General features: G+C 65.8%; 25 protein-coding genes and 1 pseudogene. 13 read left to right on the top strand and 13 right to left on the bottom strand.

Annotated elements, in window-relative coordinates; translation table 11 throughout:
- Positions 1 to 26 precede the first annotated feature (26 nt).
- A pseudogene (locus XH92_RS03460) lies at positions 27 to 449 on the bottom strand (helix-turn-helix domain-containing protein); the annotation flags it as partial.
- 94 nt (positions 450 to 543) lie between these two features.
- On the opposite strand from XH92_RS03460, the gene XH92_RS03465 reads away from it, so the two are divergent.
- Together XH92_RS03465 and XH92_RS03470 are read left to right on the top strand one after the other, a co-directional pair.
- A complete protein-coding gene (locus XH92_RS03465; protein ID WP_194457981.1) occupies positions 544 to 1,401 on the top strand; it encodes a class I SAM-dependent methyltransferase in 858 nt (285 codons plus the stop codon).
- Positions 1,394 to 1,897, top strand: coding sequence for a DUF2938 domain-containing protein (locus XH92_RS03470; RefSeq protein ID WP_194457982.1), 504 nt, complete (start codon positions 1,394 to 1,396; stop codon positions 1,895 to 1,897). Before XH92_RS03465 ends, XH92_RS03470 begins: the two co-directional genes overlap by 8 nt.
- Positions 1,898 to 1,970: 73 nt before the next feature.
- Here XH92_RS03470 and XH92_RS03475 read toward each other — a convergent pair whose 3' ends face one another.
- Complete coding sequence (locus XH92_RS03475) at positions 1,971 to 2,465, bottom strand: VOC family protein (RefSeq protein WP_194457983.1); 495 nt, start codon at positions 2,463 to 2,465, stop codon at positions 1,971 to 1,973.
- Between the two features lie 134 nt (positions 2,466 to 2,599).
- Positions 2,600 to 3,145: a carboxymuconolactone decarboxylase family protein gene (locus XH92_RS03480; RefSeq protein ID WP_194457984.1), complete on the bottom strand. Its 546-nt coding sequence runs from the start codon at positions 3,143 to 3,145 to the stop codon at positions 2,600 to 2,602.
- Positions 3,146 to 3,313: 168 nt separating this feature from the next.
- Between XH92_RS03480 and XH92_RS03485 the strand changes: the two genes are divergently transcribed.
- Both XH92_RS03485 and XH92_RS03490 read left to right on the top strand, forming a co-directional pair.
- Positions 3,314 to 4,498: an acyl-CoA dehydrogenase family protein gene (locus tag XH92_RS03485; protein WP_194457985.1), complete on the top strand. Its 1,185-nt coding sequence runs from the start codon at positions 3,314 to 3,316 to the stop codon at positions 4,496 to 4,498.
- 153 nt (positions 4,499 to 4,651) lie between these two features.
- Entirely contained in the window at positions 4,652 to 5,791 is a 1,140-nt protein-coding gene (locus XH92_RS03490) for an acyl-CoA dehydrogenase family protein (protein WP_194457986.1), read from the top strand.
- A 382-nt stretch (positions 5,792 to 6,173) separates the two neighbouring features.
- Here the strand turns inward: XH92_RS03490 and XH92_RS03495 are convergent, their stop codons facing one another.
- The gene (locus tag XH92_RS03495) at positions 6,174 to 6,350 is read right to left on the bottom strand and encodes a hypothetical protein (protein ID WP_194457987.1); all 177 of its coding nucleotides are present in this window, start codon (positions 6,348 to 6,350) and stop codon (positions 6,174 to 6,176) included.
- 381 nt (positions 6,351 to 6,731) lie between these two features.
- Between XH92_RS03495 and XH92_RS43565 the strand changes: the two genes are divergently transcribed.
- A complete protein-coding gene (locus XH92_RS43565) occupies positions 6,732 to 6,860 on the top strand; it encodes a hypothetical protein (protein WP_256437563.1) in 129 nt (42 codons plus the stop codon).
- Between the two features lie 34 nt (positions 6,861 to 6,894).
- On the opposite strand, the gene XH92_RS03500 is transcribed toward XH92_RS43565, so the two are convergent.
- Genes XH92_RS03500 through XH92_RS03515 form a run of 4 tightly spaced genes read right to left on the bottom strand, consistent with a single transcriptional unit; the run spans position 6,895 to position 10,498 of the window.
- A complete protein-coding gene (locus XH92_RS03500; protein ID WP_194457988.1) occupies positions 6,895 to 7,650 on the bottom strand; it encodes a GntR family transcriptional regulator in 756 nt (251 codons plus the stop codon).
- A gap of 6 nt (positions 7,651 to 7,656) precedes the next feature.
- Positions 7,657 to 8,637 (bottom strand): Gfo/Idh/MocA family protein, encoded by a 981-nt coding sequence (locus XH92_RS03505; protein WP_194457989.1) that lies wholly within the window; start codon positions 8,635 to 8,637, stop codon positions 7,657 to 7,659.
- The gene (locus XH92_RS03510) at positions 8,634 to 9,521 is read right to left on the bottom strand and encodes an NAD(P)-dependent oxidoreductase (RefSeq protein WP_194457990.1); all 888 of its coding nucleotides are present in this window, start codon (positions 9,519 to 9,521) and stop codon (positions 8,634 to 8,636) included. Before XH92_RS03510 ends, XH92_RS03505 begins: the two co-directional genes overlap by 4 nt.
- A gap of 17 nt (positions 9,522 to 9,538) precedes the next feature.
- Positions 9,539 to 10,498 (bottom strand): tripartite tricarboxylate transporter substrate binding protein, encoded by a 960-nt coding sequence (locus tag XH92_RS03515; RefSeq protein WP_194457991.1) that lies wholly within the window; start codon positions 10,496 to 10,498, stop codon positions 9,539 to 9,541.
- Positions 10,499 to 10,633: 135 nt separating this feature from the next.
- On the opposite strand from XH92_RS03515, the gene XH92_RS03520 reads away from it, so the two are divergent.
- The 3 genes from XH92_RS03520 (at position 10,634) to XH92_RS03530 (ending at position 13,821) form a co-directional block, all read left to right on the top strand.
- Positions 10,634 to 11,023, top strand: coding sequence for a carboxymuconolactone decarboxylase family protein (locus XH92_RS03520; RefSeq protein ID WP_097670965.1), 390 nt, complete (start codon positions 10,634 to 10,636; stop codon positions 11,021 to 11,023).
- Between the two features lie 60 nt (positions 11,024 to 11,083).
- Entirely contained in the window at positions 11,084 to 12,445 is a 1,362-nt protein-coding gene (locus tag XH92_RS03525; protein WP_194457992.1) for an adenylosuccinate lyase family protein, read from the top strand.
- A 119-nt stretch (positions 12,446 to 12,564) separates the two neighbouring features.
- On the top strand, positions 12,565 to 13,821 hold the full coding sequence (locus tag XH92_RS03530) for an aminopeptidase (protein WP_194457993.1): 1,257 nt from the start codon (positions 12,565 to 12,567) through the stop codon (positions 13,819 to 13,821).
- A gap of 209 nt (positions 13,822 to 14,030) precedes the next feature.
- On the opposite strand, the gene XH92_RS03535 is transcribed toward XH92_RS03530, so the two are convergent.
- From XH92_RS03535 to XH92_RS03545, 3 genes are read right to left on the bottom strand one after another with little or no spacing between them, the layout of a single operon-like run.
- Complete coding sequence (locus XH92_RS03535; RefSeq protein ID WP_194457994.1) at positions 14,031 to 14,963, bottom strand: GNAT family N-acetyltransferase; 933 nt, start codon at positions 14,961 to 14,963, stop codon at positions 14,031 to 14,033.
- 11 nt (positions 14,964 to 14,974) lie between these two features.
- Complete coding sequence (locus XH92_RS03540; protein ID WP_194457995.1) at positions 14,975 to 16,024, bottom strand: amidohydrolase; 1,050 nt, start codon at positions 16,022 to 16,024, stop codon at positions 14,975 to 14,977.
- A 42-nt stretch (positions 16,025 to 16,066) separates the two neighbouring features.
- Positions 16,067 to 16,882, bottom strand: a complete 816-nt coding sequence (locus tag XH92_RS03545) for an MBL fold metallo-hydrolase (protein ID WP_194457996.1) — start codon at positions 16,880 to 16,882, stop codon at positions 16,067 to 16,069.
- 174 nt (positions 16,883 to 17,056) lie between these two features.
- Here XH92_RS03545 and XH92_RS03550 point away from each other — a divergent pair, with 174 nt between their 5' ends.
- On the top strand, positions 17,057 to 17,995 hold the full coding sequence (locus XH92_RS03550; protein ID WP_246788210.1) for an alpha/beta fold hydrolase: 939 nt from the start codon (positions 17,057 to 17,059) through the stop codon (positions 17,993 to 17,995).
- 3 nt (positions 17,996 to 17,998) lie between these two features.
- Here the strand turns inward: XH92_RS03550 and XH92_RS03555 are convergent, their stop codons facing one another.
- Together XH92_RS03555 and XH92_RS03560 are read right to left on the bottom strand one after the other, a co-directional pair.
- Positions 17,999 to 19,519, bottom strand: coding sequence for a permease (locus tag XH92_RS03555; protein ID WP_194457997.1), 1,521 nt, complete (start codon positions 19,517 to 19,519; stop codon positions 17,999 to 18,001).
- Complete coding sequence (locus XH92_RS03560) at positions 19,516 to 20,268, bottom strand: ABC transporter ATP-binding protein (protein ID WP_194457998.1); 753 nt, start codon at positions 20,266 to 20,268, stop codon at positions 19,516 to 19,518. Before XH92_RS03560 ends, XH92_RS03555 begins: the two co-directional genes overlap by 4 nt.
- 294 nt (positions 20,269 to 20,562) lie before the next feature.
- On the opposite strand from XH92_RS03560, the gene XH92_RS03565 reads away from it, so the two are divergent.
- From XH92_RS03565 to XH92_RS03580, 4 genes are read left to right on the top strand one after another with little or no spacing between them, the layout of a single operon-like run.
- Positions 20,563 to 21,438 carry a branched-chain amino acid ABC transporter permease gene (locus XH92_RS03565; protein WP_194457999.1) on the top strand — a complete coding sequence of 292 codons (876 nt, stop codon included), beginning with the start codon at positions 20,563 to 20,565 and terminating at the stop codon, positions 21,436 to 21,438.
- A 9-nt stretch (positions 21,439 to 21,447) separates the two neighbouring features.
- Positions 21,448 to 22,599: a branched-chain amino acid ABC transporter permease gene (locus tag XH92_RS03570; protein ID WP_194458000.1), complete on the top strand. Its 1,152-nt coding sequence runs from the start codon at positions 21,448 to 21,450 to the stop codon at positions 22,597 to 22,599.
- Entirely contained in the window at positions 22,596 to 23,354 is a 759-nt protein-coding gene (locus XH92_RS03575) for an ABC transporter ATP-binding protein (RefSeq protein WP_194458001.1), read from the top strand. Before XH92_RS03570 ends, XH92_RS03575 begins: the two co-directional genes overlap by 4 nt.
- 10 nt (positions 23,355 to 23,364) lie before the next feature.
- Positions 23,365 to 24,144 carry an ABC transporter ATP-binding protein gene (locus XH92_RS03580; protein ID WP_194458002.1) on the top strand — a complete coding sequence of 260 codons (780 nt, stop codon included), beginning with the start codon at positions 23,365 to 23,367 and terminating at the stop codon, positions 24,142 to 24,144.
- The last annotated feature ends 37 nt before the right edge of the window (positions 24,145 to 24,181 follow it).

Here is a 24,181-nt window from a genome sequence, read left to right on the forward strand (position 1 = left end):
TTCGCTGCGCTGCATCCGGGCTTCTTCCGTGGCCGTCGCACCTTCTTCTCGCCGATCTTGCCGGCCGCTGCGACCCGCAGCAGGCGTCGGAAGGTCGGACATTCCATGTGGCTCGGCGCCGGACACACCGCGGCGTGGCGCAGGCCGTCGCGCATCGCGTTCAGCCTGCGGATGGTGCGGTCGAGGTCGTCGGCCTTGGCCGCGAGCATCTTCCGGTCGATGCGCGGCCTGCCGTCGGGCGCGAACATCCTTGCGATCTCGTCGAGCGAGAAGCCGGACGCGCGTCCGAGCGCGATCAGCGCCAGCCGGTCCAGCACGCCCGGATCGAACAGGCGGCGCAGCCCGCGCCGTCCATGCGAGGCGATCAGCCCCTTTTCCTCGTAGAAGCGCAGGGTCGAGGCGCGAACGCCCGACAGTTCCGCCACCTCCGCGATGTCGATGTCCCGCATCGCCTTGACCTCAAGTTCACTTGAACTGGCAGTGTGCGGCTAGCCGCTTGCCCAAGGCAAGCATCAGGGCAGGCAAATTGCAAAGGACGAGATCATGAGTGTCGCATCACAGGCCGATGACGAGCACGTCAAACTCTGGAACGGTGCCGCCGGACGCGCCTGGGTCGAGACCCGCGACGTGCTCGAAGGGATGTTCAAGCCGCTTGAAGACCTGCTGGCTCGGGCGGTGTCCGATGAAGCGGCGAGCCGCGTGCTCGACATCGGCTGCGGCACCGGCGCCACGACATTCGCCGTCGCTCACGTGCTCGGCCCGCAGGGGCATTGCACCGGTATCGACATCTCCGAACCCATGATCGCGGCGGCGCGTGATCGCGCGGAGCGGGAAGGATGGCCTGCCAGCTTCATCTGCGCCGACGCGCAGACCCATGTCTTCGCGCCGGCGAGTTTCGACATGATCATCTCGCGTCTCGGCGTGATGTTCTTTGCCGATCCGGTGCAGGCCTTCGCCAATCTGCGGCGCGCGGCCCGGCCGGGTGCTGCGCTTCGTTTCATCGCGTGGCGCGGTGCGGCCGAGAACCCGTTCATGACGACGGCGGAGCGGGCGGCAAAGCCGCTGCTGCCGGACCTTCCGGCGCGGCGTACCGATGCGCCGGGGCAATTCGGCTTCGCGGACCGGGGGCGGGTTGAAAGCATCCTGGAGGATAGCGGCTGGGATGCGATCGCGATCGAGCCGGTCGATATCGCCTTGCGCTTTCCGGCAGCGGAGCTGACCCGTTACGTGAGTTGGCTCGGCCCGGTCGGCACGATGCTGCAGGCGATGGAGGAGCCGCGTCGCACCGAAGTGATCGAGGCCGTAGGCGGTGCCTTCGATCGTTACATCCACGACAACGAAATTCGCTTCACCGCGGCCTGCTGGATGGTCGCGGCGCGGGCGCCGGCTGCACATGGTTGACGCGACGGACTTTTTGGCGCGTGCGGTGCTGATCGGGGCCGGCGCCACCATCGTGATGGACATTTGGGGGATCGTCCGCACGCGCGTGCTCGGCATTCCGTCGCTAGACTATGCCCTGGTCGGCCGCTGGCTCGGCCATCTCGCGTCCGGGTGCCTATGCCACGACCGCATCGCCGCGTCGCCGCCGGTCGCGGGTGAACGGGCGATCGGCTGGGCCGCGCATTATCTGATCGGGGTCGGCTTAGCCGGCGTGCTGCTTGCGATTGTCGGGCTCGACTGGGTGCGGCAGCCGACCATCGCTCCGGCTTTGTTGGTCGGGATCGGCAGCGTGGCCGCGCCGTTCCTGGTGATGCAGCCGGCGATGGGAGCCGGTCTTGCCGCGAGCCGCACGCCCCGTCCATGGGCCTCGCGGCTGCAGAGCCTCGTGACGCACGCTGTGTTCGGCGTTGGGCTCTACGCGGCCGGCTTGCTCGCGCACCTATTTCTGAACCCGTAACCCGGATGGAGCCAACGGGCGCGCGTTCGCGCGACCCGTTGGCTCCATCCGGGCTACAATCCGCGTTACGGAATTACACCGCCCGCTGCTTCAGCAGATCTTCAAGATCCAGCCGCCGGGTGAACATCGACAGCTTGCCGTCGGCGCTGCGCGGCCATTCGGCCTCGGGCCGGTCCCAATAGAGCTCGACGCCGTTCTCGTCGGGATCGCGCAGGTACAGCGCCTGGCTGACGCCGTGGTCGCTGGCGCCGTCGAGCTGGATGCCGGCCGACAGCACCCGGTGCAGCGCGTCTGCGAGCGCCGGACGGGTCGGGTAGAGAATGGCGGTGTGGAACAGGCCGGTGGTGCCTGGCGGCGGCGGATGGCCGCCCTTGCTCTCCCAGGTGTTGAGGCCGATGTGGTGGTGATAGCCGCCGGCCGAGATGAAGGCCGCATCCGCGCCCAGCCGCTGCTGCAGCTCGAAGCCAAGCACGCCGCAATAGAAGCCGAGCGCGCGCTCGAGATCGGCGACCTTGAGGTGGACATGCCCGATCCGGGTGCCCGCGATGATGGGAGGATTTTGCGGCATGGTCCGGCTCCATTCGGGTCAGCGCCCTGCATCAAGGGCAAGGCTTCTGCCGTTGATATAGTCCGGATTTGCCGAACTCAGAGCGACCGATCCGGAAACCCAGGGTTTCCGGAAGGCGCCACGGTCCGCCGGGCCTAGCAGAGCTCCGACAGTTCGCCACCGGGCAGCTGGAACTCGAACGTGTTCAGCGTCATCGACACCATGGTGTAATAGCCGCAGAGGCCGATCACCTCGACCAGGCCGCGCTGGCTCAGCACCTCGACCGCCTCGTCATACAGTCCCTTCGGCAGGCCGTGACCTTCGTGCAATGCCTTGGCGACGTCGTAGATCACCCTGGCCTTGGGATCGTCAAAGCTCGGCGTCCGGCGCACCCGAATGTCCTCGATGATCTTGGGGTCGAGGCCGCCCTTTAGCGCGAGGCGCTTGTGGGCATACCATTCGTAATGCGCGGTCCAGTGCCGCGCGGTGACGAGGATGGCGATCTCCGAGAGCTTCGGCGGGAAGATGGTGTCGAAGCGCAGCACCTCGCCGAGCCGCGTGGCGTGCCGCGCCATCTCCGGGCTGTTGAGCCAGGCCATCATCGGCGCCGGTGGCGCGCCGCGCTTGCCGGCGATCGACTCGTCGTAGGTTTCTTTCTGGGCGGCGTTCATTTCGCTAGGCGAAAGCAGCTTCAGCCGCATGTCCGTTTCCTCTTGTTTTTCAATCGTTACCCCATCTCGGCGATACACCCGATCGCGTAAGGTGAGTAGCGACGCCAGAGCATGGCGCGGCCGCGAGGCATATTGAATTCGGCGGCTGCGTAGGTCTAAGGTCGAATCCAATTCGTCGATTTTGACTGGAAACGCACCATGGCTGACCTCGAGAAATTCCGCGCAGAGACTCGCGCCTGGCTGGAGCAGAACTGCCCGGCGGAGATGCGCAAGCCGACGACCTCGGATGGCGACACCTTCTGGGGTGGCCGCAACACGAAATTCTCCTCCGACGCGCAGCGCGTCTGGTTCGAGCGGATGCGCGACAAGGGCTGGACCGTGCCGCATTGGCCGAAGGAATATGGCGGCGGAGGCCTCGACGGCGAGGAGGCCAAGATCGTGCGCCAGGAGATGGCGGCGATCGGCGCGCGGGCGCCGCTGACCTCGTTCGGCATCTCGATGCTCGGACCGGCGCTGCTGAAATACGGCACCGAAGAGCAGAAGAAGGAGCATCTGCCGAAGATCACCGCGGGCCTGATCCGCTGGTGCCAGGGCTATTCCGAGCCGAACGCCGGCTCCGACCTCGCCTCGCTGCAGACCCGCGCGGTCGGCGACGGTGACGACTACATCATCAACGGCCAGAAGATCTGGACCTCCTACGCCAACTACGCCGACTGGATCTTCTGCCTCGTCCGTACCGATCCCGCGGCCAAAAAGCACGACGGCATCAGCTTCATTCTCTTCGACATGACGTCGAAGGGGGTGTCGACCAAGCCGATCCTCTTGATCTCCGGCTATTCGCCGTTCTGCGAGACCTTCTTCGACAATGTCCGGGTACCGAAATCGCATGTCGTGGGCACGGTCAACCGCGGCTGGGATGTCGCGAAATATCTACTGCAGCACGAGCGCGCGATGATCTCGGGCATGGGCGAGCGCGGCGTCGGCCGTCCGCTCGGCCAGATCGCCGCCGACTCGGTGGGCGCGGACGCGCAAGGCAAGCTCGACGATTCGCAGCTGCGCGGCCAGATCGCGAACTTCGAGGTCGACGAGGCCGCGCTCGCTGCGGCCGCCGAGCGCGCGGTCGATCTCGCCAAGGCCGGGCAGTCGCATCCGGCGTTCTCCTCGGCGATGAAGTATTACGGCACCGAGCTCAACAAGCGCCGCTACGAGATCCTGATGTCGGCCGGCGGCATCGACGCGCTGGAATGGGAGAGCGACCGCTCCCGGGGCGGTGCCCGCCCGCGCGCCTGGCTGCGCACCAAGGCCAACTCGATCGAGGGCGGCACCTCGGAGGTGATGCTCGGCATCGTCGCCAAGCGCATCCTCGATCTGCCGGGGGCGTAGTTGCTGCCGTCGTTCCGGGGCGTCGCGAAGCGACGAACCCCAATGCGCGATGGCGCATTGTGGAACCTCGAGATTCCGGGTCCGATGCTGTCGCATCGCCCCGGAATGACGAACTCGGAAATTTTCTACTTAGAACGTTAGATCGGATTCTCCATGGCCCTCGTCCTCACCGAAGAACAATCCATGCTGCGCGACAGTGCGCGCGGTCTCATCAGCGACAAGGCGCCGGTGGCGCATCTGCGCTCCTTGCGCGACAGCAAGGATTCCACCGGCTTCTCGCGCGAGCTTTGGAAGACCTTTGCCGAGATGGGCTTTTCCGGCCTGCTGGTGCCGGACCAGTTCGGCGGCAGCGGGCTCGGCTGCGTCGAGGCCGGCATCGTCATGGAGGAGATCGGCCGCACCTTGATGCCCTCGCCGTTCCTTGCGACCTCGGTGCTTGCGGCCTCAGCGCTGTCGCGCGGCGGCAGCGAGGCGCAGAAAGCGCAGCACCTGCCTGGCATCGCCGACGGCTCGCTGCTCGCGGCGCTCGCGATCGATGAGGGCGCGAAGCATCGCCCGCTGCAGACCAAGTTGCAGGCCACGCGCGCCGGCAACGGCTTCAAATTGTCTGGCGACAAGGCCTTCGTGGTCGACGGCCACACCGCCGATCTGCTGATCGTCGCGGCACGCACGGCCGGCAGCGCCGGCGACAAGAACGGCCTGACGCTGTTCCTGGTCGATCCGAAGGCCAAGGGCCTAGCGGTCGAGCGCACCGCGATGGTCGATTCGCACAACGCGGCGCGCATCGTGTTCGACAATATCGAGGTCAACGCCGACAGCGTGCTCGGCGAGGTCGATCAGGGCGGCGGCCTGCTCGAGGGCGTGCTCAATATCGGCCGCGGCGCGGTCGCCTCCGAAATGCTCGGTCTCTCCGACGAGGTGTTCGGCCGCACCGTGACCTACCTGAAGGAGCGCAAGCAGTTCGGCAAGGCGATCGGCGAGTTCCAGGCGCTGCAGCATCGCGCGGCCCAGCTCTACATCGACATCGAGATCACCCGCGCCGCCGTTCTGAAGGCGTTGCAGGCGCTCGATACGGATGTCGAGAAGGCCGTCACCGCAGTCGCGGTTGCCAAGGCGCGCGCCGGCACCACCGCGACGCTCGCCGTCCAGGAAGGCGTGCAGATGCACGGCGGCATGGGCATGACCGACCAGTTCGACATCGGCTTCTTCGTGAAGCGCGCCCGCGTCTGCCAGGAACTGTTCGGCGACAGCAACTTCCACACCGACCAGCTCGCGAGCGGCAAGGGGTACTGAGCAGGAGCGACGGCGTCGCCGCATAACGCGGCATCGTCGCCACCCAACGCGCTGTCATCGCCCGGCTTGCCGGGCATGACACCGAGCTGAAGTCCGCAAATGACGGTGCGTCGTATCGCGCGAGAACCATCCTCATCGTCGTCCTGGCGAAGGCCAGGACCCATTACCCCAAATCTCAATTGTCGTGCGCGCTGGGGCCGCCATCCCGTTCATCACGGAATGCGGTGGTTTGGGTCCCGGCTTTCGCCAGACGTGGTGGGCCGTGCCCTCACACACTTGATCGCCCGCATGCGCGGGTGGTGATACGGGCAAGCTGTTTGACAATTGAATCGGAGTTTGCGGTCGCGCCGGTCCAGCGCCCTCGCGTCCGGAGGCCGCGCGCCTAGTGGTCCGTCTTCGGCGTCTTGGCTGCGAAGTCGAGGCCGAGCCGGAGGGCGCGCTCCTGCCGCTCTTCGGTCAGGAACTGCAGCTCCCGTTCCAGCGACCGCGCGACTTCGTCCTGCGATTCCTTGGAATGGCGGCGGGAGCCGCCGTGCGGTTTGGCCGGTTGGGCAGTCACGGGAGAACCCTTGTCATCGCAGTGTCACAGCCGCAGGCATGCCACGGCTGGAGTCCGGCGGACAATCAAAAAGAATTCAGCGACGGCGCTTTGGAATGTTTGTTGTGCATCTGACTCAAATTTAAGCAGGATATTCTCCCGGCCTGCCGCGAGTGCCGCGCCGCTAAGACCGCAGTCTCATCAATTCGGATGAGAGGGCCGGGTTCCCACGAAATCATTTCCGGATTCGCACGAAGACGTCCTGAAACCGACAAGGTCTAACCTTAGTAGCGTTGTGAAGGACGGGTGTCTGGTGAGACGCTGACAATTGAGGTCGTGAGATTCACGACGCAGGTCGCGAGGTCGATCGGTGCATCTGAGACGTTGGGGATGATCTCGGAAATGAAGAAGCCGAATGCTGTGCCATATGTCTGGGCGGCCGCGCTGATCGCGGTCGTGATCTGGGGCGTGAGCGGCACCCCGCAGATGGCACATACTTCCGCCACCACGCACCTGGCGCGGGCGCGATAGCGCGTTTCGCAGCGAAACGCGTCCCAACAAAATTCTAAAGCTTCGGCCGCAGCGAGCGCTGCATGTCCATCGTGTAGGTGTAGCGCCCTTCCGGGTGCGTCGTGATGGTGACCTCGAACAGTTCCTCGCGCAGGCCGTAGTAGCGGCGGACCACGGTGAGCGCCGGCGAGCCGGGCTTGACGCCGAGGGCTTTGGCGATCGGCGCCGGCATGCCCCGCACGAAGATTTCCATCTGCGCACGCTCGGTGACCTGGCCGTACATCTTGGCGATCTGCTCGTGCACCGGGGTGCGGCCGTGGTCGCTGCGGGTCACGACGTCGGCGAACCGGCGCAGCACGTAGATCTCGGTCCAGCCGAGCGGGGCGGCGAACTGGTCGGAGCGGCGCACCGCCTCGATCAGGAACCAGCTCTTGCCGGGCTCGCATTTCAGCAGCGCCGCCAACTTGCGGTCGGCGACGACGTCGCTGCTGGCGACGACGTCGCGGTAGGTCTCGTTGGAATAGCGCAGCCATTCGCCGAGCGACTTGACGCTGTGGGTGAACAGCACCGGCGGCTCGGAGGCGATCACCACCGAACCGAGGCCGGCGCGGCGCACGATCAGGCCCTGGTCGATCAGGATGCGCAGCGCCTCGCGCACGGTCTGCCGACTGGCCTGATAGCTCGCCATCAACTCGGTCTCGGTCGGCAGCAGATTGCCGACTGCGTAGGTGCCGAGACGGATGTCCTTTTGCAGTCCGGTGGCGATGTCGCGATAGCGGGACGATCTCGCCCTGTCCGGTTGTTCAGACATGGCAGATCACTGGTATGCCGTATGGCAGGCAACCGGATGCCCAGACTGCATCGATTGCAGCGCGGCCTCGAACGCGGCGAGTGTCGCCAGCACATCTGCCTCCGGTACCGGGAACGGCTGCTTGCGTTCGACCGCGTCGGCAAAGGCGGTAAGTTCCGCAGTGAGCGTGTCGACCGCCGGATAGCACGTCGCTCTCGGTGCCTCGCCGGATGTCCGTAGCACCATCGTCCCCTCGTCGAGCACCTCTGCGGATCCCTTCGTTCCGAACACATGCACGCGCCAATAGAACGGTGTTGCGCGGACCGTAGCAAGGGTTGCACTCACGCCATTCACAAATTCAATCGCTAAAGTTGCAGTGTCGAGCGGCGGCGGTCCGGCTTCGCGCACACTCAACCGGGCATAGACCTGGCGCGCGGGGCCGAGCAGGCTGACGAAGCCGTCCAGCACATGCAGGCCCGCGCCGGTCAGTCCGCCACCGGGCGATTCCTCGGGCGACAGCCGCCAGCCCTGCGTGATGGACTGCGAGTTCTCGTTGCTGTTGTGGCCCTCGACATGCAGGATCGTGCCGAGCTCGCCGCTCGCGACCATCGCGCGCAGCGCCTGCATCGACGGCCAGAACCGGCGGTTATGCCCGACCGCGAGCAGCACGCCGGCATTGCGGCAGGCCGCGAACATCTCGGCCGCATCGCTGCGCCTCAGCGCCAGCGGCTTCTCGCAAAACACGTGCTTACCGGCTCTGGCTGCCGCGATCACCTGGCTCCGGTGCAGCGAATGCGGCGTTGCCAGCAGAACGGCATCGACATCGGGTTCGGCCAGCACGGTCTCGAGGCTAGCCGCAGGCGACAGGCCATGCGCCGCGCAGAAGCTCGCAGCGCCGTTGATGTCGGGTTCCACCGCGTGGATGATTCTGAGCCGAGGCTCGCTCTGCGCAGCCTCGACCAGCGCGCGGCCCCAGCGACCAAGGCCCGCGATCGCACAGTTGATCATGAGTGTTCCTTGTCCTGGCCGCGTCCGGCACGGATCGCCTCGATGACCGCGGCGCTGTCGCGGTCCGGGCCTTGCAGCGCGATCGCCGCGCGCAGCAGCTCGGCCTGCGCCGAGGTCAGCGGCAAGGGCAGGCCGTGCCGGCCGGCCTCCTGCAGGATCAGCTCGGCGTCCTTCAAGGTTTGCGCGATATGCGATTGCGGCGAGAAATCCCGCGCCAGCATCTTCGGTCCCTTGCTGTCCATCACCTTGGAATATGCTGCCGATTGCCGCGCGGTCGCAAGGAACGTCGCGCCGTCGAGGCCGAGGCTTTCGGCAAAGGCGATGCCCTCGGCCAAAGCGGCGCGGTTGCTCTGCAGGATCAGGTTGATCGCGAGCTTGGTGCGGCTGGCATCGCCGATCGCGCCGACATTGATCCGCTGCGGGCAGAGGATGTCGAGCGTCGCCGTGGCGGCTGCGATGACGTCGCGATCGCCAGCGACCAGCGCGGTGGCCGTGCCCGCGCGGACCTCGGCGCTGGTGCCGGAGATTGGGGCTTCGATGAAGGAGAGGCGCGAGCGGGACGCGAATTCGGCAATCGTGGCGATCTCGCCCGGTGCGCAGGTGGTGGTGCAGATCACAAGCGGCGGCAGTGCCGAGTTGGCGAGGTCCGGCAGCAAGCCCGTGACCTGGGCCGCGTCATACACCGCGATGACGATGGTCCGGCAGCGCGCTGCGACGTCGGCGGCGAAGGCCGCGAACTCGGCGCCGCTGGCCCGTAACCCATCGGTCTTCGCGGCGTCGACGTCGAAGCCGATCACCCCGACGCCGGCATCGATCAGCCGCGCCGAAAGCGCCGATCCCATCAGCCCCAGCCCGATCATGCCGACAGGTGTCTCGCGAGCCATGATACGCCGCCGCTTCGCTATTGCGGCTGGATGCCGGCCGCCTTCACCTCCGCCGACCAGCGCACGACCTCGCTCCTGACGAAGGCGCCGAACTCGGCCGGCGCCAGCGGCGCCACGATCACGCCGACATCGGCGAGCTTCTTCTTCGTCTCCGGCATCGCGAGGTACCTGGCGCACTCGGCATAGATCTTGTTGATCACCGGTTCCGGCGTGCCGGCTGGCGCGAACAGCCCGTACCAGATGGTAGCCTCGAAGCCGGGCATCGCTTCTGACAGTGCGGGCAGGCCGGGCGTCAGCTCGTTGCGGGCCGCCGACGTCACGGCGATGCCGCGCAAGGTGCCGCCCTGCATTTGCGGGATCGCGACCGAGAAATCGCCGAAAGTCAGATCGATGACGCCCGCCATCACGTCGGTCATCGCCTGCGGTACGCCGCGATAGGACGCCGCGATCAGCGACAGGCCGCCGCGCGACTGCAATTGTGCGATCGAGATCTGCGATGCGCCGGAGCCGTAGCCCGCGGTCAGATTGGGGGTGGCCTTGGCGTAGCTGAGGAACTGCGGCAGGTCCTTCGCCGCCAGCTTCGGGTTGACCAGCAGCACCATCGCCGTCGTGGTGGTGCGGATCACGGGTGCAAAGTCCTTCACCGGGTCGTAGGGCAGGCTCTTGAGCGTCGCGACATTGCTGGCGTGGGTGGTGTTGGTGCCCATCAACAGCGTGTAGCCGTCGGGCGCGCTGCGGGCGACTTCCTGGGCGCCGATGCTGCCGAGCGCACCGGCGCGGTTCTCGATCAGCACGGTCTGGCCGAACGCGTCCTGCAGATGCTGGCCGACCAGCCGCGCGACATTGTCGGGACCGGCGCCGGCCGGGAAGGGCACGATGATCCTGAGCGGCCGTTGCGGGAAATCGTCCGCGGCCAAAGCCGGCAGGACCGGAAGTGTCGCGAGCAGGACGACGAGCAGCCCCAGCCGTAACTTCATCCCGGTCCCTCCGCTTTTGCTTGGGTGAATTTATACGGACAAATATGCCGGAAGTGCAAGCGAGAGGCCCATCGGAATATTGAGATGCGACATATTTATCCGTATAAATAGCCCATACAGGGGAGCCAGACGACAATGGTGGACACCAGCGATCTCCATGCGCGCGGGCTGCGTCGGCGCCAGAAGATGTTCGGCGAGGTCGATGTCGCCAAGCGGATGGCCGCCGCGGGCGATTTTGGCACGCCGCTGCAAAACATCATCAATGCTTACGTCTATGGCGACGTCTGGGAGCGCTCCGGGCTGTCCGACCAGATCCGCAGCCTCGTGATGCTCGGCATCACCGCGGCAAGCAGCAAGCCGACCGAGTTCCGCGTCCACGCCAAGGGCGCGTTGGCCAATGGCTGCACCGCCGCGCAGGTACAGGACGTGCTGTTGCTGGTCGCGATGTATTGCGGCATTCCGGCCGCGATCGAGACCAGCAAGATCGCAGCCGAGGTGTTCGGCGAGGCGCCCGCGGAGGGGTAGGGTACGGGCCTGCGCCGTGATAGGGACGTTGCCGACTGCGATCGGCAACAGGATGCGCCCATGTCCGCCTTCCCGACCTCGACCACCGTGCTCGATTCCGTGCTGTTTCGCGATGCCTTCGGCACCCGCGAGATGCGCGAGGTGTTTTCCGACCTGAGGCTGATCGCGCGCTACGCCGAGGTCGAGGTCGCACTGGCCAAGGCCGAGGCGCGCTGCGGCGTGATCCCGGCGGAAGCGGCCGAGGAAATCGCAAGGCGTACCGATGTCGGCGCGTTCGACTTCGATCTGCTGCGGCAGGAGACTGATGTCGTCGGCTATCCGATCCTGCCGCTGGTGCACCAGATGGCGAAGCAGTGCGGCGAGGCCGGCCGCTATGTCCATTGGGGCGCGACCACGCAGGACATCATGGACACCGCCGTGGTGCTGCAACTGCGCGATGGTCTCAAAATCATCGAGGGCGACATCGCCGCGCTGCGCGGCATCCTCGCCGATCTCTCAAAGAAACATCGCGACACGCCGATGGCCGGCCGCACCCATCTGCAGCAGGCGCTGCCGGTGACCTTCGGCTACAAGACCGCGATCTGGCTCGCCGCGTTCGATCGCCACGCCGCGCGGCTGGCGGAGCTCAAGCCGCGGGTGCTGGTCGGCCAGTTCGCCGGCGCCGCCGGCACGCTGGCCTCGCTGGGCGACAAGGGCTTCGCGGTCCAGAAGGTGCTGTGCGAGGAGCTCGGCCTCGGCGTTCCCGTCTCCACCTGGCACGTCGCGCGCGACGGGCTGGCGGAAGCGGTGAATTTCCTCGCGCTGGTCACGGGCACGCTCGGCAAGATCGCGCTCGACATCATGATCATGGCGTCGACCGAGTTCGCCGAGGTCTACGAGCCGTTCGTGAAGGGGCGCGGCGCGTCGTCGACCATGCCGCAGAAGCGCAACCCGATCTCGTCGGAGCTGATGCTCGCCGCTGCCAAGGCGGTGCGCCAGCATGCCGGCTTGATGCTGGATGCGATGGTGCAGGATTTCGAGCGCGCCACCGGTCCCTGGCACGCCGAGTGGATGGCGATCCCGGAAAGCTTCGTGCTGACCGCGGGCGCGCTGCACCAGGCAAGGTTTGCGCTCGGCGGCCTGATCGTCGACGAGAAGCGGATGGCCGACAATCTCGACATCAGCCGCGGGCTCATTGTGGCCGAAGCCGTGATGATGGGCCTTGCGCCCGCGATCGGCCGGCAGGAGGCGCATGACGTGGTCTACGACGCCTGCCGGCTCGCCAACGACAAGGGCCTGACGCTGGCCGAGGCGCTGGCGGCGGATGATCGCGTCGCGAGCCGGATCGATCGGGCGACCATCGACCGCCTCACCGCGCCGAAGAACTATCTCGGCCTCGCGCCCGAGATGGTCGACCGGGTGCTGGCCTCGGCGACGCGGTAAAATTCGCGGCAATCGCTCGCCGGCGCGTGATCGGGCGCGGCGGGCAGGAACCTTGCGGATGCGGATCGAATTGGACTACGAATCCCTAAAATCCCTCAAACGACACGGCCGGACGCTTCATGACCGCACATCAACGCAACCTTTCCGCCTCGATCGATCCCGTGAAGCTTGATCGGCTCGCCGAAGTCGCGATCAAGGTCGGCCTGCAGCTGCAGCCGGGGCAGGACCTCTTGCTGACGGCGCCTTCCGCGGCCATGCCGCTGGTGCGGCGGGTGGTGGAGCATGCCTACAGGGCCGGCGCGGGTCTGGTGACCCCGTTCTTCTCGGACGAAGAGCTCACGCTGGCGCGCTATCGCTACGCCAACGATGCGAGCTTCGATCGCGCCGCGGGCTGGCTCTACGAGGGCATGGCGAAGGCGTTCGGCGCCAACACCGCGCGGCTTGCGATCGTCGGCGACAATCCGATGCTGCTGTCGGGCGAGGACCCGACCAAGGTGGCGCGCGCCAGCAAGGCCAATTCGATCGCCTACCAGCCGGCGCTGGAGAAGATCGTCAATTTCGACACCAACTGGAACATCATCGCCTATCCGAGCACGTCCTGGGCCAAGCAGGTATTTCCTGACGATGCCGAGGATGTCGCGGTCGCAAAGCTTGCCGACGCGATCTTCTCCGCGTCCCGGGTCGACCAGGACGGCGCCGTCGCCAACTGGGAAAGGCACAATGCCAGGCTGCGCGAGCGCACCGAATGGCTGAACGGCCAGCGCTTCCACGCGCTGAAATATTCCGGTCCCGGCATGGACCTCACGATCGGGCTCGCCGACGGTCATGAATGGGAAGGCGGCGCGTCGACCGCCAAGAACGGCATCGTCTGCAATGCCAACATCCCGACCGAGGAAGTCTTCACCACGCCGCACTGCCGCCGTGTCTCAGGCCACGTCGTCAGCTCCAAGCCGCTGTCCTATCAGGGCACGCTGATCGACAATATTTCGGTGAAATTCGAGGAAGGCCGCATCGTCGAGGCCAGGGCCTCGCGCGGTGAGGAAGTTTTGAAGAAGGTGCTCGACACCGACGAGGGCGCACGCCGCCTCGGCGAGGTCGCGCTGGTGCCGCACTCATCGCCGATCTCGAAGAGCGGGCTGTTGTTCTTCAACACGCTGTTCGACGAGAACGCTGCCTCGCACATCGCGCTCGGCCAGTGCTACTCGAAATGCTTTATCAATGGCGACAAGCTGACGCCGCAGCAGATCGCCGAGCAGGGCGGCAACAAGAGCCTGATCCATATCGACTGGATGATCGGCTCCGCCCACACCGACATCGACGGCATCCATGCCGACGGCCGCAGCGTGCCGGTGTTCCGCAAGGGCGAGTGGGCGTAAGGCGCGGCTAACTCGTCTTGCGCAACTCAATTCCGTCATCCTGAGGAGCGGCCACTTGGCCGCGTCTCGAAGGATGCACGGCCCGGATGCGTCCGCGCGTTGCTTCTCTACCAGCGAGAGTGTGGCCGTCGACCCTTCGAGACGCGCTACGCGCTCCTCAGGGTGACGGGGATAAGTCTGCCGTTGCCCCCGAGTTACGCTGCAAATGGCTAGCCAAACCGCCGCTCCCGCGCAGCAATCAGCTCGCCCCGCGGCGCGCTGAAGCGGCAGGTCTCGTGCTGCGGCTTGAAGCCGAGGCGGCGATAGATCTTCAGCGCGGGGGCGTTGCGGCTTGAGACGTTGAGCCAGCAGGGATGCTCGACCGACACGTCGTGCGCGGCCAGCACGCGGTAGACCAGCAGCTGGCCGAGCCCGCGTCCTTGCCGCGCCGGATCGACGGCGACCGACTCGATCCACATCGAGTTCCGCTCCGGCTCGGTCAGGCAGAAGCCCGACATCTGGCCATCCTCCGACGCGATCCAGACCTCGCTCTCGGTCAGGACCTGCGCCATCTCCTCCGGCGAATACAGGCGGAAGGCGGAGTCCGAGGCATAGGCGGTGTTGTGGATGCGGGCCACCTCAGCCGCGCAGGCGGTGACATCGCTGGCCTGCTCGATGGTGGCGCGGGCCGCCGCGAGGGTGCGGGCCGGTTGCAACGGCTCGACGCACTTCATCCCGATCTCGGACTCGAGATGAACGAAACCGAATGCCGCCACGAAGGCCATTCCCGCCGGCCAATCGCTGCTCACCAGGGTCTGCACGGCGATATCGGCGTCATTGTCGATCGCAAGCACGTCGTCAAACAGCGCGAGGCCGATCCGGCGCCGCCGCCTCTCGGGCGCGACGACGATCTTGAGGAATCGGGAATGATGCGCGCCCTGATCGCGCAACGAAGATTCGGCCAAGCCGACAAGCAGGCCGTTCCGTTCAGCGATGCGAAAGTCGCGGCCGCCACGGTTCTGCGCCAGCTTCAAGAACTGGTCCCACTGCGGCAGCGTGACAGGGCCCAGCCGCGGTTCAACCGCAGCCGCCTTTGCGTAGAGTTCGACCACCGCTTCCGCATCAGCCTCTCGAAGCGGCCGGATGGTGATGCTGTCATCCATGAGTCGAGAGCTTACCCGATATCGAGCCGATAGACATCCTTTGCCGTCTTCAGGAACAACGCCGTCTTCTCGGCTTCGCTATATTGTGATGCAAGCCGTTTAAAGGTGTTGAAGATGACCTGGTAACTGCACTGCCCCTTATCAGGTGGGAAGTTGCTTTCGAACATGCAACGGTTCGGGCCGAACGCCTCGATGCAGGTCTCCACATAGGGCTGCCAGGCGGCGGCGAGTTCCTCCGACGAGGGCGGCCTGGGGTGGAGGTGGAAGTCGTAGCCGAGCAGGCACATCGCCAGCCCGCCGAGCTTGACCACGACGTTCGGGCATTTGGCGATCTCCTGGATTGACGCCTTCCAGACCGGAAAGGTCTCCTCGCGCTTGCCGGCGAAGCGGCCGGTGCCGACCGGACCGCCGCAATGGTCGAGCACGATCCTTGTGTCGGGAAAGGCGCGGGCGAGGTCGGTCAGTTCGCCGAGCTGGGGGTGGAACAGCCAGGCGTCGAAGCTGAGGCCGAGCGGCGCCAGGCAGGCAAACCCCCTCCGAAAGGTGGAATCCAGCAAGATGCCCTTCGGACGGTTCGCGTACATGTGGGCGACGTTGGGGTCCTCGTCCCAGGCCGAGGAGTGGCGGATGCCGCGGAACCGGCCGTTGCCGGCTGATATCTCCGCCTCCAGCACCGCCTTGGCCTGGTCGCCGATCAGAAGGTTAACGTGACTGACGATGCCGGCGCAGATTTTGGCCTTGCCGTAGCCGCCGCTCGCCGCCATCGCCGCGACGCCGTTGGCGAACTCGACTTCGCCGACCGGGCGGAACGCCTCCGGCCCGTCGGCGCGATACATCGACCGGCAGTCGACATAGACGGTCGCAACGATGTTGTGGCCCGAGGCGGTGTCGTCGCGCATCTCCTCGATCAGATAGCGCAAGCCGCCGCGGTCCCAGAGATGGTGGTGCGGATCGACGATCGGGCGGGCCGGGTCAATGATCTCCTCGGTATATTGGGCGAGCCAGTCTTCGCGCGGATTGGCATAGAGCCCGCTGGCGGAGGCGGGCAGGGTGCTGGCCATCGATTTTCACTCCCGTTTGGTTTGCTTCTTCTTGGACAGACATTACACGCCGTCGAGGATGATCACGGTCGGCGTCGCCGGCAGCGTGTCGCGCGAAATCCGCAAGGTGCGCTCGCCGCCGCGGCGGTCGATCTCGAACTGCTGGCCGATCAGGCGCATGAACTCGTCGAGCGGGGTGGCGAAGCGGTGCATCGGCAGCACGACGGCCGCGCGCAGCCGCTTGGTGATCTCGGAGATGCCGTCGAGCGACATCGTATAGGTGCCGTCGATCGGCACCATCACGATGTCGAGCCTTCCAATCGCCGCGAAATGGCTGTCGTCGAGCTTGACGTGGAGGTGGCCGAGATGCCCGATGCAGAGGCCGGCGACCTCGAAGATGAAGATCGAGTTGCCGTCCTTGATCATCTCGCCGCCGGAATCTTCGCCCCAGTAGCGGCGGATGTCGGTCGTGACGTTGCGGATATAGACGTCGCCGATCCGCATCCCGTAGTGCGCGGCTTGGCCGTTCTCGCCCCACCCGTGCAGCACATGGGGAATTTTCGGGTCTGGAAACAGCGTGTAATGCGTCGCGTGCGCCCGGTTCATGGTCGCGACGTCGGGCAGCCGCCCGGTCTGATAGACGCCGTTGTAGTCGGTTGCGATCCTAATGCCGCCGGGCGTGTCGATGTAATAGGTGGAATGCCCGGCATAGGTGATCGCGACCTCGTCGGCTTTCGCCGCGACGCGCCGGTAGCTCACCGGGATGGCACGCGGTGGCGCACTGGCCATCGCGAGGCACTCGCTGCGCTGGGCGGCCTGCGCCAAGGCGTGGCTGGTCAATGTTCCCAGCAGGACGAGCGCGGCAAGCAATCTCAGCATGAGCTGTTCCGTCTGCGGCGACATCCGCCGACGTCAGACTATCTCGCAATTGGCGTTCCGTCATGATGAGGCCGGCGCATCGCTCCATGGCGTTGGCTGCAACACGATCCGGGCGATTATTCGGTTGGCAGGCGCTATCATGCCGCGCAGATCACGGCGATCAGGGAGTTCTGCGTGACCGACAATAGCTCCGCCCCGCGCGCATCATCCACCAAGCGGCTCGAGCCGTTGCGCCATGTCGACGCAGGCGTGCTCACCATCGCCTATTACGAGGTCGGCCCGGCCGACGGTCCAGCCGTGATGCTGATGCACGGCTTTCCCTACGACATCCATTCCTATGTCGACGTCGCCCCGCTGCTGGCGGCGCACGGCTGCCGGGTCATCGTGCCCTATCTGCGCGGCTACGGACCAACGCTGTTCCGCGACAAGGCGACGCCGCGCTCGGGCGAGCAGGCGGCGGTCGGGGCCGACCTGATGGCGCTGATGGATGCGCTTGGCATCAAGCGCGCGGTGTTCGCCGGCTATGACTGGGGTGGCCGCGCCGCGTCGATCGGCGCGGCGCTGTGGCCGGACCGATGCATCGGGCTGGTCTGCACCAATGGCTACATGATCCAGGACATCGCGCATGCGATGGTGCCGGCGCGCCCGGAGCGCGAGGTGCCGCTGTGGTATCAGTACTACTTCCAGCTCGAGCGCGGACGGGCGGGACTTGCCGCCAACCGAGGCGGGATTGCCAGGATATTGTGGTCGCAATGGTCGCCGAGCTGGGCGTTCGACAATGCCTGCTTCGAGCGCACCGCGGTCGCATTCGACAACCCTGACTATGTCGACGTGGTGATCCACAGCTACCGGCATCGCTACGGCGTCGTCGCTGGAGATCCGCAATATGCGGATTTGCAGCGGCGGCTGGACACGCTGCCGGTGATCACGGTCCCCACCATCACGCTCGATGGCGGCGATGACGGGGTTACGGCTGCCGGCGACGGCAGCGCCAGCGCGGCCAAATACACGGCCCGCCGGGCCTATCGCGTGGTCCCGGGCGCCGGCCACAATCTGCCGCAGGAAGCGCCGGAGGCGTTTGCCGCGGCGGTGATGGAGCTGGTGAAGGGCTAAATCTTACGCGCGCCGCGGGCTGATCTTCCAGGCGGTGGCGAGCGTCAGCAGCGTCAGAATGCCGCTGACGAGCGCAGCCGCCGGGATCGTCAGGGCCAACGCAGCGGTTGCGGCCCAGCCGATCGAGGAGAAGGCTTCCGCGAAGGTGGCGATGCGGGAGGAGGTCTGGCGCCGGCGGAACTGGCTGCGCTTGGCCTGCGCGCGGAACCAGAGCTGGACCGCGGCGGCGGATGCGGTCGCGATCACGATCGCGATCGCGGTGACCGCGGCCTGCCCCGGCGAGGCGAACGCCAGCGCGGCCACCAGCGGCGCGAAAACCGTGGCGATCGCGATCAGGACGACCTCGACCTTGGCGCGGGTCACCCGCGCCGGCGGCAACGGCGCGGTTGCCACCAGATCGGGCGCGTCCTCGCCCGAAATGGTCAGCCAGGCGAGGCCACCGGCGAGTTGGCCTGCCGCCATCACGATCACGGGCGTGATCAGCACGATCGCGGTCGACGTGCCGGAGAAGCTGCGCCACAACATCAGCGCCGGCGGCAGCAGATAGAGCATCTGCATCAGAGTCTGCGACAGCAGCCACGGATCGCGGCGCAGCAGCAGGAATTCCTTGCGCCGCAGCGCCTGCTGCCGCGAGCCGGTCCGGAACGCGCGGGCGCGTCCTTGCGTGACCGCAGCCGGATTGGCGGCAACGCGCGCGACGGTGTCGGCAAACCGCGGCGCGAACACCGCCATCACGACGCCGAGCAGCACGAGCGCGGCGGCGAGCAATAGCATCATGATTTCGAAATCGCCGAGCGATGCCCGGGCCGGCCACCAGAGCAGGTTGCTGGGGGCCGGGGCAATGCGTGCCGCGGTATCGGAAGTCAGAAAGGCAAAGCGCGACAGCGTGCCGTAGGACAGCACCGCGACGATTTGCAGCGCGATGACGAAGCCGGCGCCGATGACGGCGGAGACGATCTGCGCCACCAGCCGCGTCCGGCTCGGCCCGATCAGGTGAAACAGCAATGCGGTGACGGCGATCGCCGCGGCGGCCGCCGACACCCCGATCGCGAGCACGACGCCGAAGCCGGCAAGCCAGCGTGCGCCGCCGAGGTACACCAGCACGTCGATGAACGGCGTCGACAGCAACAGCGCCATGCTGCTCACGGTCAGCGCGATCGCAGCGATCCGGATCGAGAAGATGTTGGTGAGTTTTGCCGGCGACGACATGATCAGATCGAGATCTGCGCGGGCGTAGAACACCCGCGTCACCGACTCGATCGCCTGCGACAGCATCAGCGCCCAAGCCAGGAAGATCGTTGCGGTCAGCACGATCAGTGAGGACGGATCGAGCGGAAACCGCAGGTCGACATAGCGGGCGACCACGGCATAGGCCGGCAGATGCAGGATCGCCGCGAACACCAGCAGGCCGATCACGGCGCGATTGCGCCGGCGCCGGCCGCCGGTCATCATCGCCAGCCATTCGCGCCAGGCCAGACGGAATTCGTGGCGCACGAACCAGGTGAGATGGGCGGTCGAGCTCACGCGGCCGCCGCTTCGGTATCGACCAGCGCGATGAACATGTCTTCGAGCGTGGTGTCGTTGCTGCCGTTCCGCGCGCGCAGCTCGGCGAGTGTGCCTTCGGCGATGAGCCTGCCGGCCGCGATCACGCCGATGCGGTCGGCCATGCGCTCGGCGACCTCGAGAATGTGGGTAGTCATGATCACGGTGCAGCCGGCGCGGACGCGCTCCTGCAGCAGTCCCTTGACGTGACGCGCCGACAGCGCGTCGAGGCCGGTCAGCGGTTCGTCGAGAATGATCAGGCGGGGATCATGCACCAGCGCGCCGGCGAGCGCCACCTTCTGGCGCATGCCCTTGGAGAAGCCCTCGCAGCGCTCGTTGAGATGCGGCTCGAGCCCGAGCGACACCAGCAGATTGCGTGCCGACTGCTCCGACGTGCGGGGATCGATGCCCCACAGGCCGGCGACGAATTCGAGATACTCCAGCGGCGTCAGCTTGTCGTAGATCATCGGCTCGTCGGACACCCAGGCCATGATCTGCTTGGCTGAGACCGGATCGGCCAGCGCGTCGATCCCGAGGATCGACACCGAGCCAGCGTCGGGCCGCAGCAGCCCCGCCACCATGCGCAGCGTGGTGGTCTTGCCGGCGCCGTTCGGCCCGAGCAGCGCATAGAACTCGCCGACACGGACGGTGAGATCGAGCGCGTCCACCGCCGGGCGGTCAAAACGCTTGGTTAACCCTCGCACGGCGAGTGCGGACAGTTCCGAAGTCATGGTATTTGGCGATCCGGGAGTTCGCTCGTCGGTTGCGTGACCTTGGACAAAAACCGTTTCGGTGCAGTGAATCACACGGGGACAATCGAACGCGATATCCGTATTAGTCCGTGCTGCGGCAAATCTCCGCAAATGTGATGATACAGCCGGATCAGCGGTTTGTTGACAGGGATCAGGCGTTTTGGCTCAATCCCGGTCGGACATAGGCGGCTTTCAGCGCTTCCGACACAAGGGCGTGAAGGCGGGATGCAACGAGCGATCGGATAAGAATCGCCGGGCATCGGGGAGGGAACGATGCTGGACTTCGTTCAGCAGCTCGTCAGCGGCATCGCGCTCGGCTGCGTTTACGGCCTGATCGCGCTCGGCTTCGTGCTGGTCTACAAGGCAACCGAGGTCGTCAATTTCGCGCAAGGCGATTTGATGATGCTGGGCGGCTTTTTCGCCTTCACCTTCATCGGCATGCTCGGGCTGAACTATTGGGTCGGCTTCGCCGGCGCGGTGATCTGCATGGCGCTGTTCGGCATGCTGGCCGAGCGGGTCGTGGTACGGCCGATCCTCGGCTATCCGCAGTTCTCTATCATCATGGCGACGATCGGGCTCGGCTATTTCTTGCGCTCGGTCGCCGGCATGATCTGGGGCACCGACGACTTCAAGATCGAAACGCCGTTCAGCCAGGGCGTCTTGAGGATCGGCAGCCTGGTGCTCGCCTATGACAAATTGTCGGTGATCGCGGCGACCGTCATCCTGTGCGCGCTGCTCTATCTGTTCTTCAACCGCACCACGCTCGGCACTGCGATGCGCGCCAGCTCCGAGAACATGCTGGCTGCCTATTACATGGGCATCCCGGTCAAGCGCGTGGTCTCGATCGTCTGGGCGATCTCGGCGGCGGTGGCGACCTGCGCCGGCGTGCTGCTGGCGCCGATCACCTTCATCCACTCCAATGTCGGCCTGGTGCTGGGGCTGAAGGCGTTTCCGGCCGCCGTGCTCGGCGGCTTCGGCTCGATCCCCGGTGCGGTGGTCGGCGGCGTCCTGATCGGTGTGATCGAGAGCATGGCCGGCTTCTATCTGCCGCAGGGATGGAAGGACGTCGCGCCCTACATCGTGCTGCTCGCGGTGCTGCTGCTCAAGCCCGAAGGCCTGTTCGGTCTTCACGTCCGTAAGAAAGTCTGAGGAGCCAGCATGCGGTTTCTCTTCAAGACCGACTACGAAGACGACATCAGGCTGTTTCCGCATTCCGGCTACGTCTACTGCTACGGCCTGTTGCTGGCGGTGCTGCTGATCGCGCCCTACGTGCTCTCAAGTTATCTGATGAGCCAGCTGGTCTTCGTCTGCATCTATGCGACGGTCGGCGTCGGGCTCATGATCCTGACCGGCTTCACCGGACAGGCTTCGCTCGGCCATGCCGCGTTTCTGGCGATCGGCGCCTATACCGCGGCCTATCTGCAGCAGTTCAACGTACCGTTTCCGGTCTATTTCCTCGCGGCGGGCCTGTTGACCGGCGTGGTCGGCGCGCTGGTCGGTTTTCCGGCGCTGCGGCTGCAGGGCATCTATCTCGTGATCGCGACGATCTCGTTCGCCTTCATCGTCGAGGAAATCATGGCGCGCTGGGAAAGCGTGACCCACGGCAATGAGGGCATGCGGATCAAGACCATGCAGCTGCTCGGCATCACGGTGTCGCGCGACGGCCCGACCTTCTATTATCTCTGCCTTGCGGTGCTGGTGCTGACCATCGTCGGCACGCTCAATCTGCTGCGCTCGCCGACCGGGCGTGCCTTTGTCGCGATCCGCGACAGCGAGACCGCGGCGCGCAGCATGGGGATCAACGTCGCGCTGTACAAAGTGAAGTCGTTCGCGATCTCCGCGGCGATCACCGGCTTCGCCGGCGTGCTGTTCGCCCACAAGCTCTCCTTCATATCGCCCGAGATGTTCACGCTGCAGCTTTCGATCGAGTTCATCATCGTGATCCTGATCGGCGGCACCTTCAGCCTGCATGGCGCCGTGCTGGGTGCGATCTTCCTGGTCATGATCGATCCATTCCTGACCTATCTGAAGGACGACATGCCCGGCGTGATCGGCGGCGTCGCGGCAACGCTCGGCGCCGGCAGCGAGCGCGCAGGCCACATCCAGGATGCGGTTGCAGCGTTTGCCTCCGCGAACGGGCTGAAGGGCGCGATCTACGGCGTCATCATCGTGGTGTTCGTGCTGTTTGAGCCCCTGGGACTCTATGGCCGCTGGCTCAAGATCAAGCTCTTCTTCCAGCTGTTCCCGCTCTACAAGCGCGCGACCTTCAAGCGGCAGAAGATCTACGTGAAATCGGAGCGGAACCGATGAGCTATTTCCGCGCAGAGAACCTGTCCCTGCATTTCGGCGGCCTCAAGGCGGTCGATGCCGTCAGCTTCGCGGTCGAGAGGGGCGAGATCCTCTCGATCATCGGGCCCAATGGCGCCGGGAAGAGCTCGATCTTCAACCTGATCTCGCGGATCTATCCGCCGACCTCGGGCAAGATCTTCTTCGAGGATCAGGACATCACCCAGCAGCCTGCTTACGACATCGCAAAACTCGGCATCGCGCGCACCTTCCAGAACATCGAGCTGTTCGAGAATGCGACCGTGCTGAGCAATCTGCTGGTCGGCCGCCATCGCCATTCCACCACCCGGCTCTGGCAGGAGCTGCTGTTCCTGCCGAGTGTCCGGGCCAGCGAGAAGGCGCATCGCCGCCGGGTCGAGCAGGTGATCGAATTCCTCGATCTCGAACCGTACCGCGACAAGCTGATCTCGGGTCTGCCCTACGGCGTGCGCAAGGTGATAGAACTGGCGCGCGCGCTGTGCTCGGAGCCGAAGCTGATCCTGCTCGACGAGCCGTCGTCCGGCCTCAATGTCGAGGAGACCGACGACATGTCGTTCTGGATCCGCGACATGAAGAGCGAGCTCGGCATCACGGTCTTGATGGTCGAGCACGACATGACGCTGGTCAACCGCGTCTCCGACCGCGTGATCGCGCTGAACTACGGCCGCGTGCTGGCGATGGGCTCGCCGTCCGAGGTGCAGCACCATCCCGACGTCGTCGCGGCGTATCTCGGCGCATGAGGATGATGCCATGAGCGCAGCCGACATCATCCTGAAGCTCTCCAACATCGAAAGCTACTATGGACCGATCATGGCGATCCGCGGCATCAGCCTCGAGGTGCCGCGCGGCCAGATCGTGACATTGCTCGGCGCCAACGGCGCCGGCAAGACCACTGTTCTCAAGACGATCTCCGGCATCCTCGATCCGCAGAAGGGCTCGATCGAATTTTTGGGCAAGCCGATCCAGCGCATGGAGGCCGACCGGATCGTCCGGCTCGGCCTCAGCCACGTGCCGGAGGGACGGGAAGTGTTTCCGTTCCTGTCGGTGCGCGAGAACCTGATGATGGGTGCCTATCTGCGCAAGGACCGCGACGGTGTGGCGCAGGACCTCGAACGCGTCTACAGCTATTTTCCCCGGCTGAAGGAGCGGCTCGGCCAGCCGGCCGGACAGCTTTCGGGCGGCGAGCAGCAGATGCTCGCGATCGGCCGGGCGCTGATGAACCGGCCGACGCTGCTGCTGCTGGACGAGCCGTCGCTTGGGCTGTCGCCGATCCTGGTGAAGGAGATCTTCACCATCATCCGCCGCGTCAATCAGGAGCAGGGCATGTCGATCCTGCTGGTCGAGCAGAATGCCAAGATCGCGCTGGAGACGGCGCATTACGGCTATGTGCTGGAAATCGGCCGCGTCGTCATGAACGACACCTGCGAGCGGCTGCTGAATTCGCCTGACATCCAGGAGTTCTACCTCGGCGCCAAGGAAGCCGGCGCGCGGGGCGAGCGGCGCTGGAAAAAGAAGAAGACGTGGCGCTGAATTGGCGCTGACGAAGGCCGGCGTCGACGAAAGTAGC

The organism is Bradyrhizobium sp. CCBAU 53421, assembly GCF_015291625.1.
Lineage (GTDB): Bacteria > Pseudomonadota > Alphaproteobacteria > Rhizobiales > Xanthobacteraceae > Bradyrhizobium.

Excerpts from the sequence above, each read along its gene's own strand:
- XH92_RS03465 (WP_194457981.1), top strand. The coding sequence starts at position 544 with ATGAGTGTCGCATCACAGGCCGATGACGAGCACGTCAAACTCTGGAAC.
- XH92_RS03470 (WP_194457982.1), top strand. The coding sequence starts at position 1,394 with ATGGTTGACGCGACGGACTTTTTGGCGCGTGCGGTGCTGATCGGGGCC.
- XH92_RS03475 (WP_194457983.1), bottom strand. The coding sequence starts at position 2,465 with ATGCCGCAAAATCCTCCCATCATCGCGGGCACCCGGATCGGGCATGTC.
- XH92_RS03480 (WP_194457984.1), bottom strand. The coding sequence starts at position 3,145 with ATGCGGCTGAAGCTGCTTTCGCCTAGCGAAATGAACGCCGCCCAGAAA.
- XH92_RS03485 (WP_194457985.1), top strand. The coding sequence starts at position 3,314 with ATGGCTGACCTCGAGAAATTCCGCGCAGAGACTCGCGCCTGGCTGGAG.
- XH92_RS03490 (WP_194457986.1), top strand. The coding sequence starts at position 4,652 with ATGGCCCTCGTCCTCACCGAAGAACAATCCATGCTGCGCGACAGTGCG.
- XH92_RS43565 (WP_256437563.1), top strand. The coding sequence starts at position 6,732 with ATGAAGAAGCCGAATGCTGTGCCATATGTCTGGGCGGCCGCGCTGATC.
- XH92_RS03500 (WP_194457988.1), bottom strand. The coding sequence starts at position 7,650 with ATGTCTGAACAACCGGACAGGGCGAGATCGTCCCGCTATCGCGACATC.
- XH92_RS03505 (WP_194457989.1), bottom strand. The coding sequence starts at position 8,637 with ATGATCAACTGTGCGATCGCGGGCCTTGGTCGCTGGGGCCGCGCGCTG.
- XH92_RS03510 (WP_194457990.1), bottom strand. The coding sequence starts at position 9,521 with ATGGCTCGCGAGACACCTGTCGGCATGATCGGGCTGGGGCTGATGGGA.
- XH92_RS03515 (WP_194457991.1), bottom strand. The coding sequence starts at position 10,498 with ATGAAGTTACGGCTGGGGCTGCTCGTCGTCCTGCTCGCGACACTTCCG.
- XH92_RS03520 (WP_097670965.1), top strand. The coding sequence starts at position 10,634 with ATGGTGGACACCAGCGATCTCCATGCGCGCGGGCTGCGTCGGCGCCAG.
- XH92_RS03525 (WP_194457992.1), top strand. The coding sequence starts at position 11,084 with ATGTCCGCCTTCCCGACCTCGACCACCGTGCTCGATTCCGTGCTGTTT.
- XH92_RS03530 (WP_194457993.1), top strand. The coding sequence starts at position 12,565 with ATGACCGCACATCAACGCAACCTTTCCGCCTCGATCGATCCCGTGAAG.
- XH92_RS03535 (WP_194457994.1), bottom strand. The coding sequence starts at position 14,963 with ATGGATGACAGCATCACCATCCGGCCGCTTCGAGAGGCTGATGCGGAA.
- XH92_RS03540 (WP_194457995.1), bottom strand. The coding sequence starts at position 16,024 with ATGGCCAGCACCCTGCCCGCCTCCGCCAGCGGGCTCTATGCCAATCCG.
- XH92_RS03545 (WP_194457996.1), bottom strand. The coding sequence starts at position 16,882 with ATGCTGAGATTGCTTGCCGCGCTCGTCCTGCTGGGAACATTGACCAGC.
- XH92_RS03560 (WP_194457998.1), bottom strand. The coding sequence starts at position 20,268 with ATGACTTCGGAACTGTCCGCACTCGCCGTGCGAGGGTTAACCAAGCGT.
- XH92_RS03565 (WP_194457999.1), top strand. The coding sequence starts at position 20,563 with ATGCTGGACTTCGTTCAGCAGCTCGTCAGCGGCATCGCGCTCGGCTGC.
- XH92_RS03570 (WP_194458000.1), top strand. The coding sequence starts at position 21,448 with ATGCGGTTTCTCTTCAAGACCGACTACGAAGACGACATCAGGCTGTTT.
- XH92_RS03575 (WP_194458001.1), top strand. The coding sequence starts at position 22,596 with ATGAGCTATTTCCGCGCAGAGAACCTGTCCCTGCATTTCGGCGGCCTC.
- XH92_RS03580 (WP_194458002.1), top strand. The coding sequence starts at position 23,365 with ATGAGCGCAGCCGACATCATCCTGAAGCTCTCCAACATCGAAAGCTAC.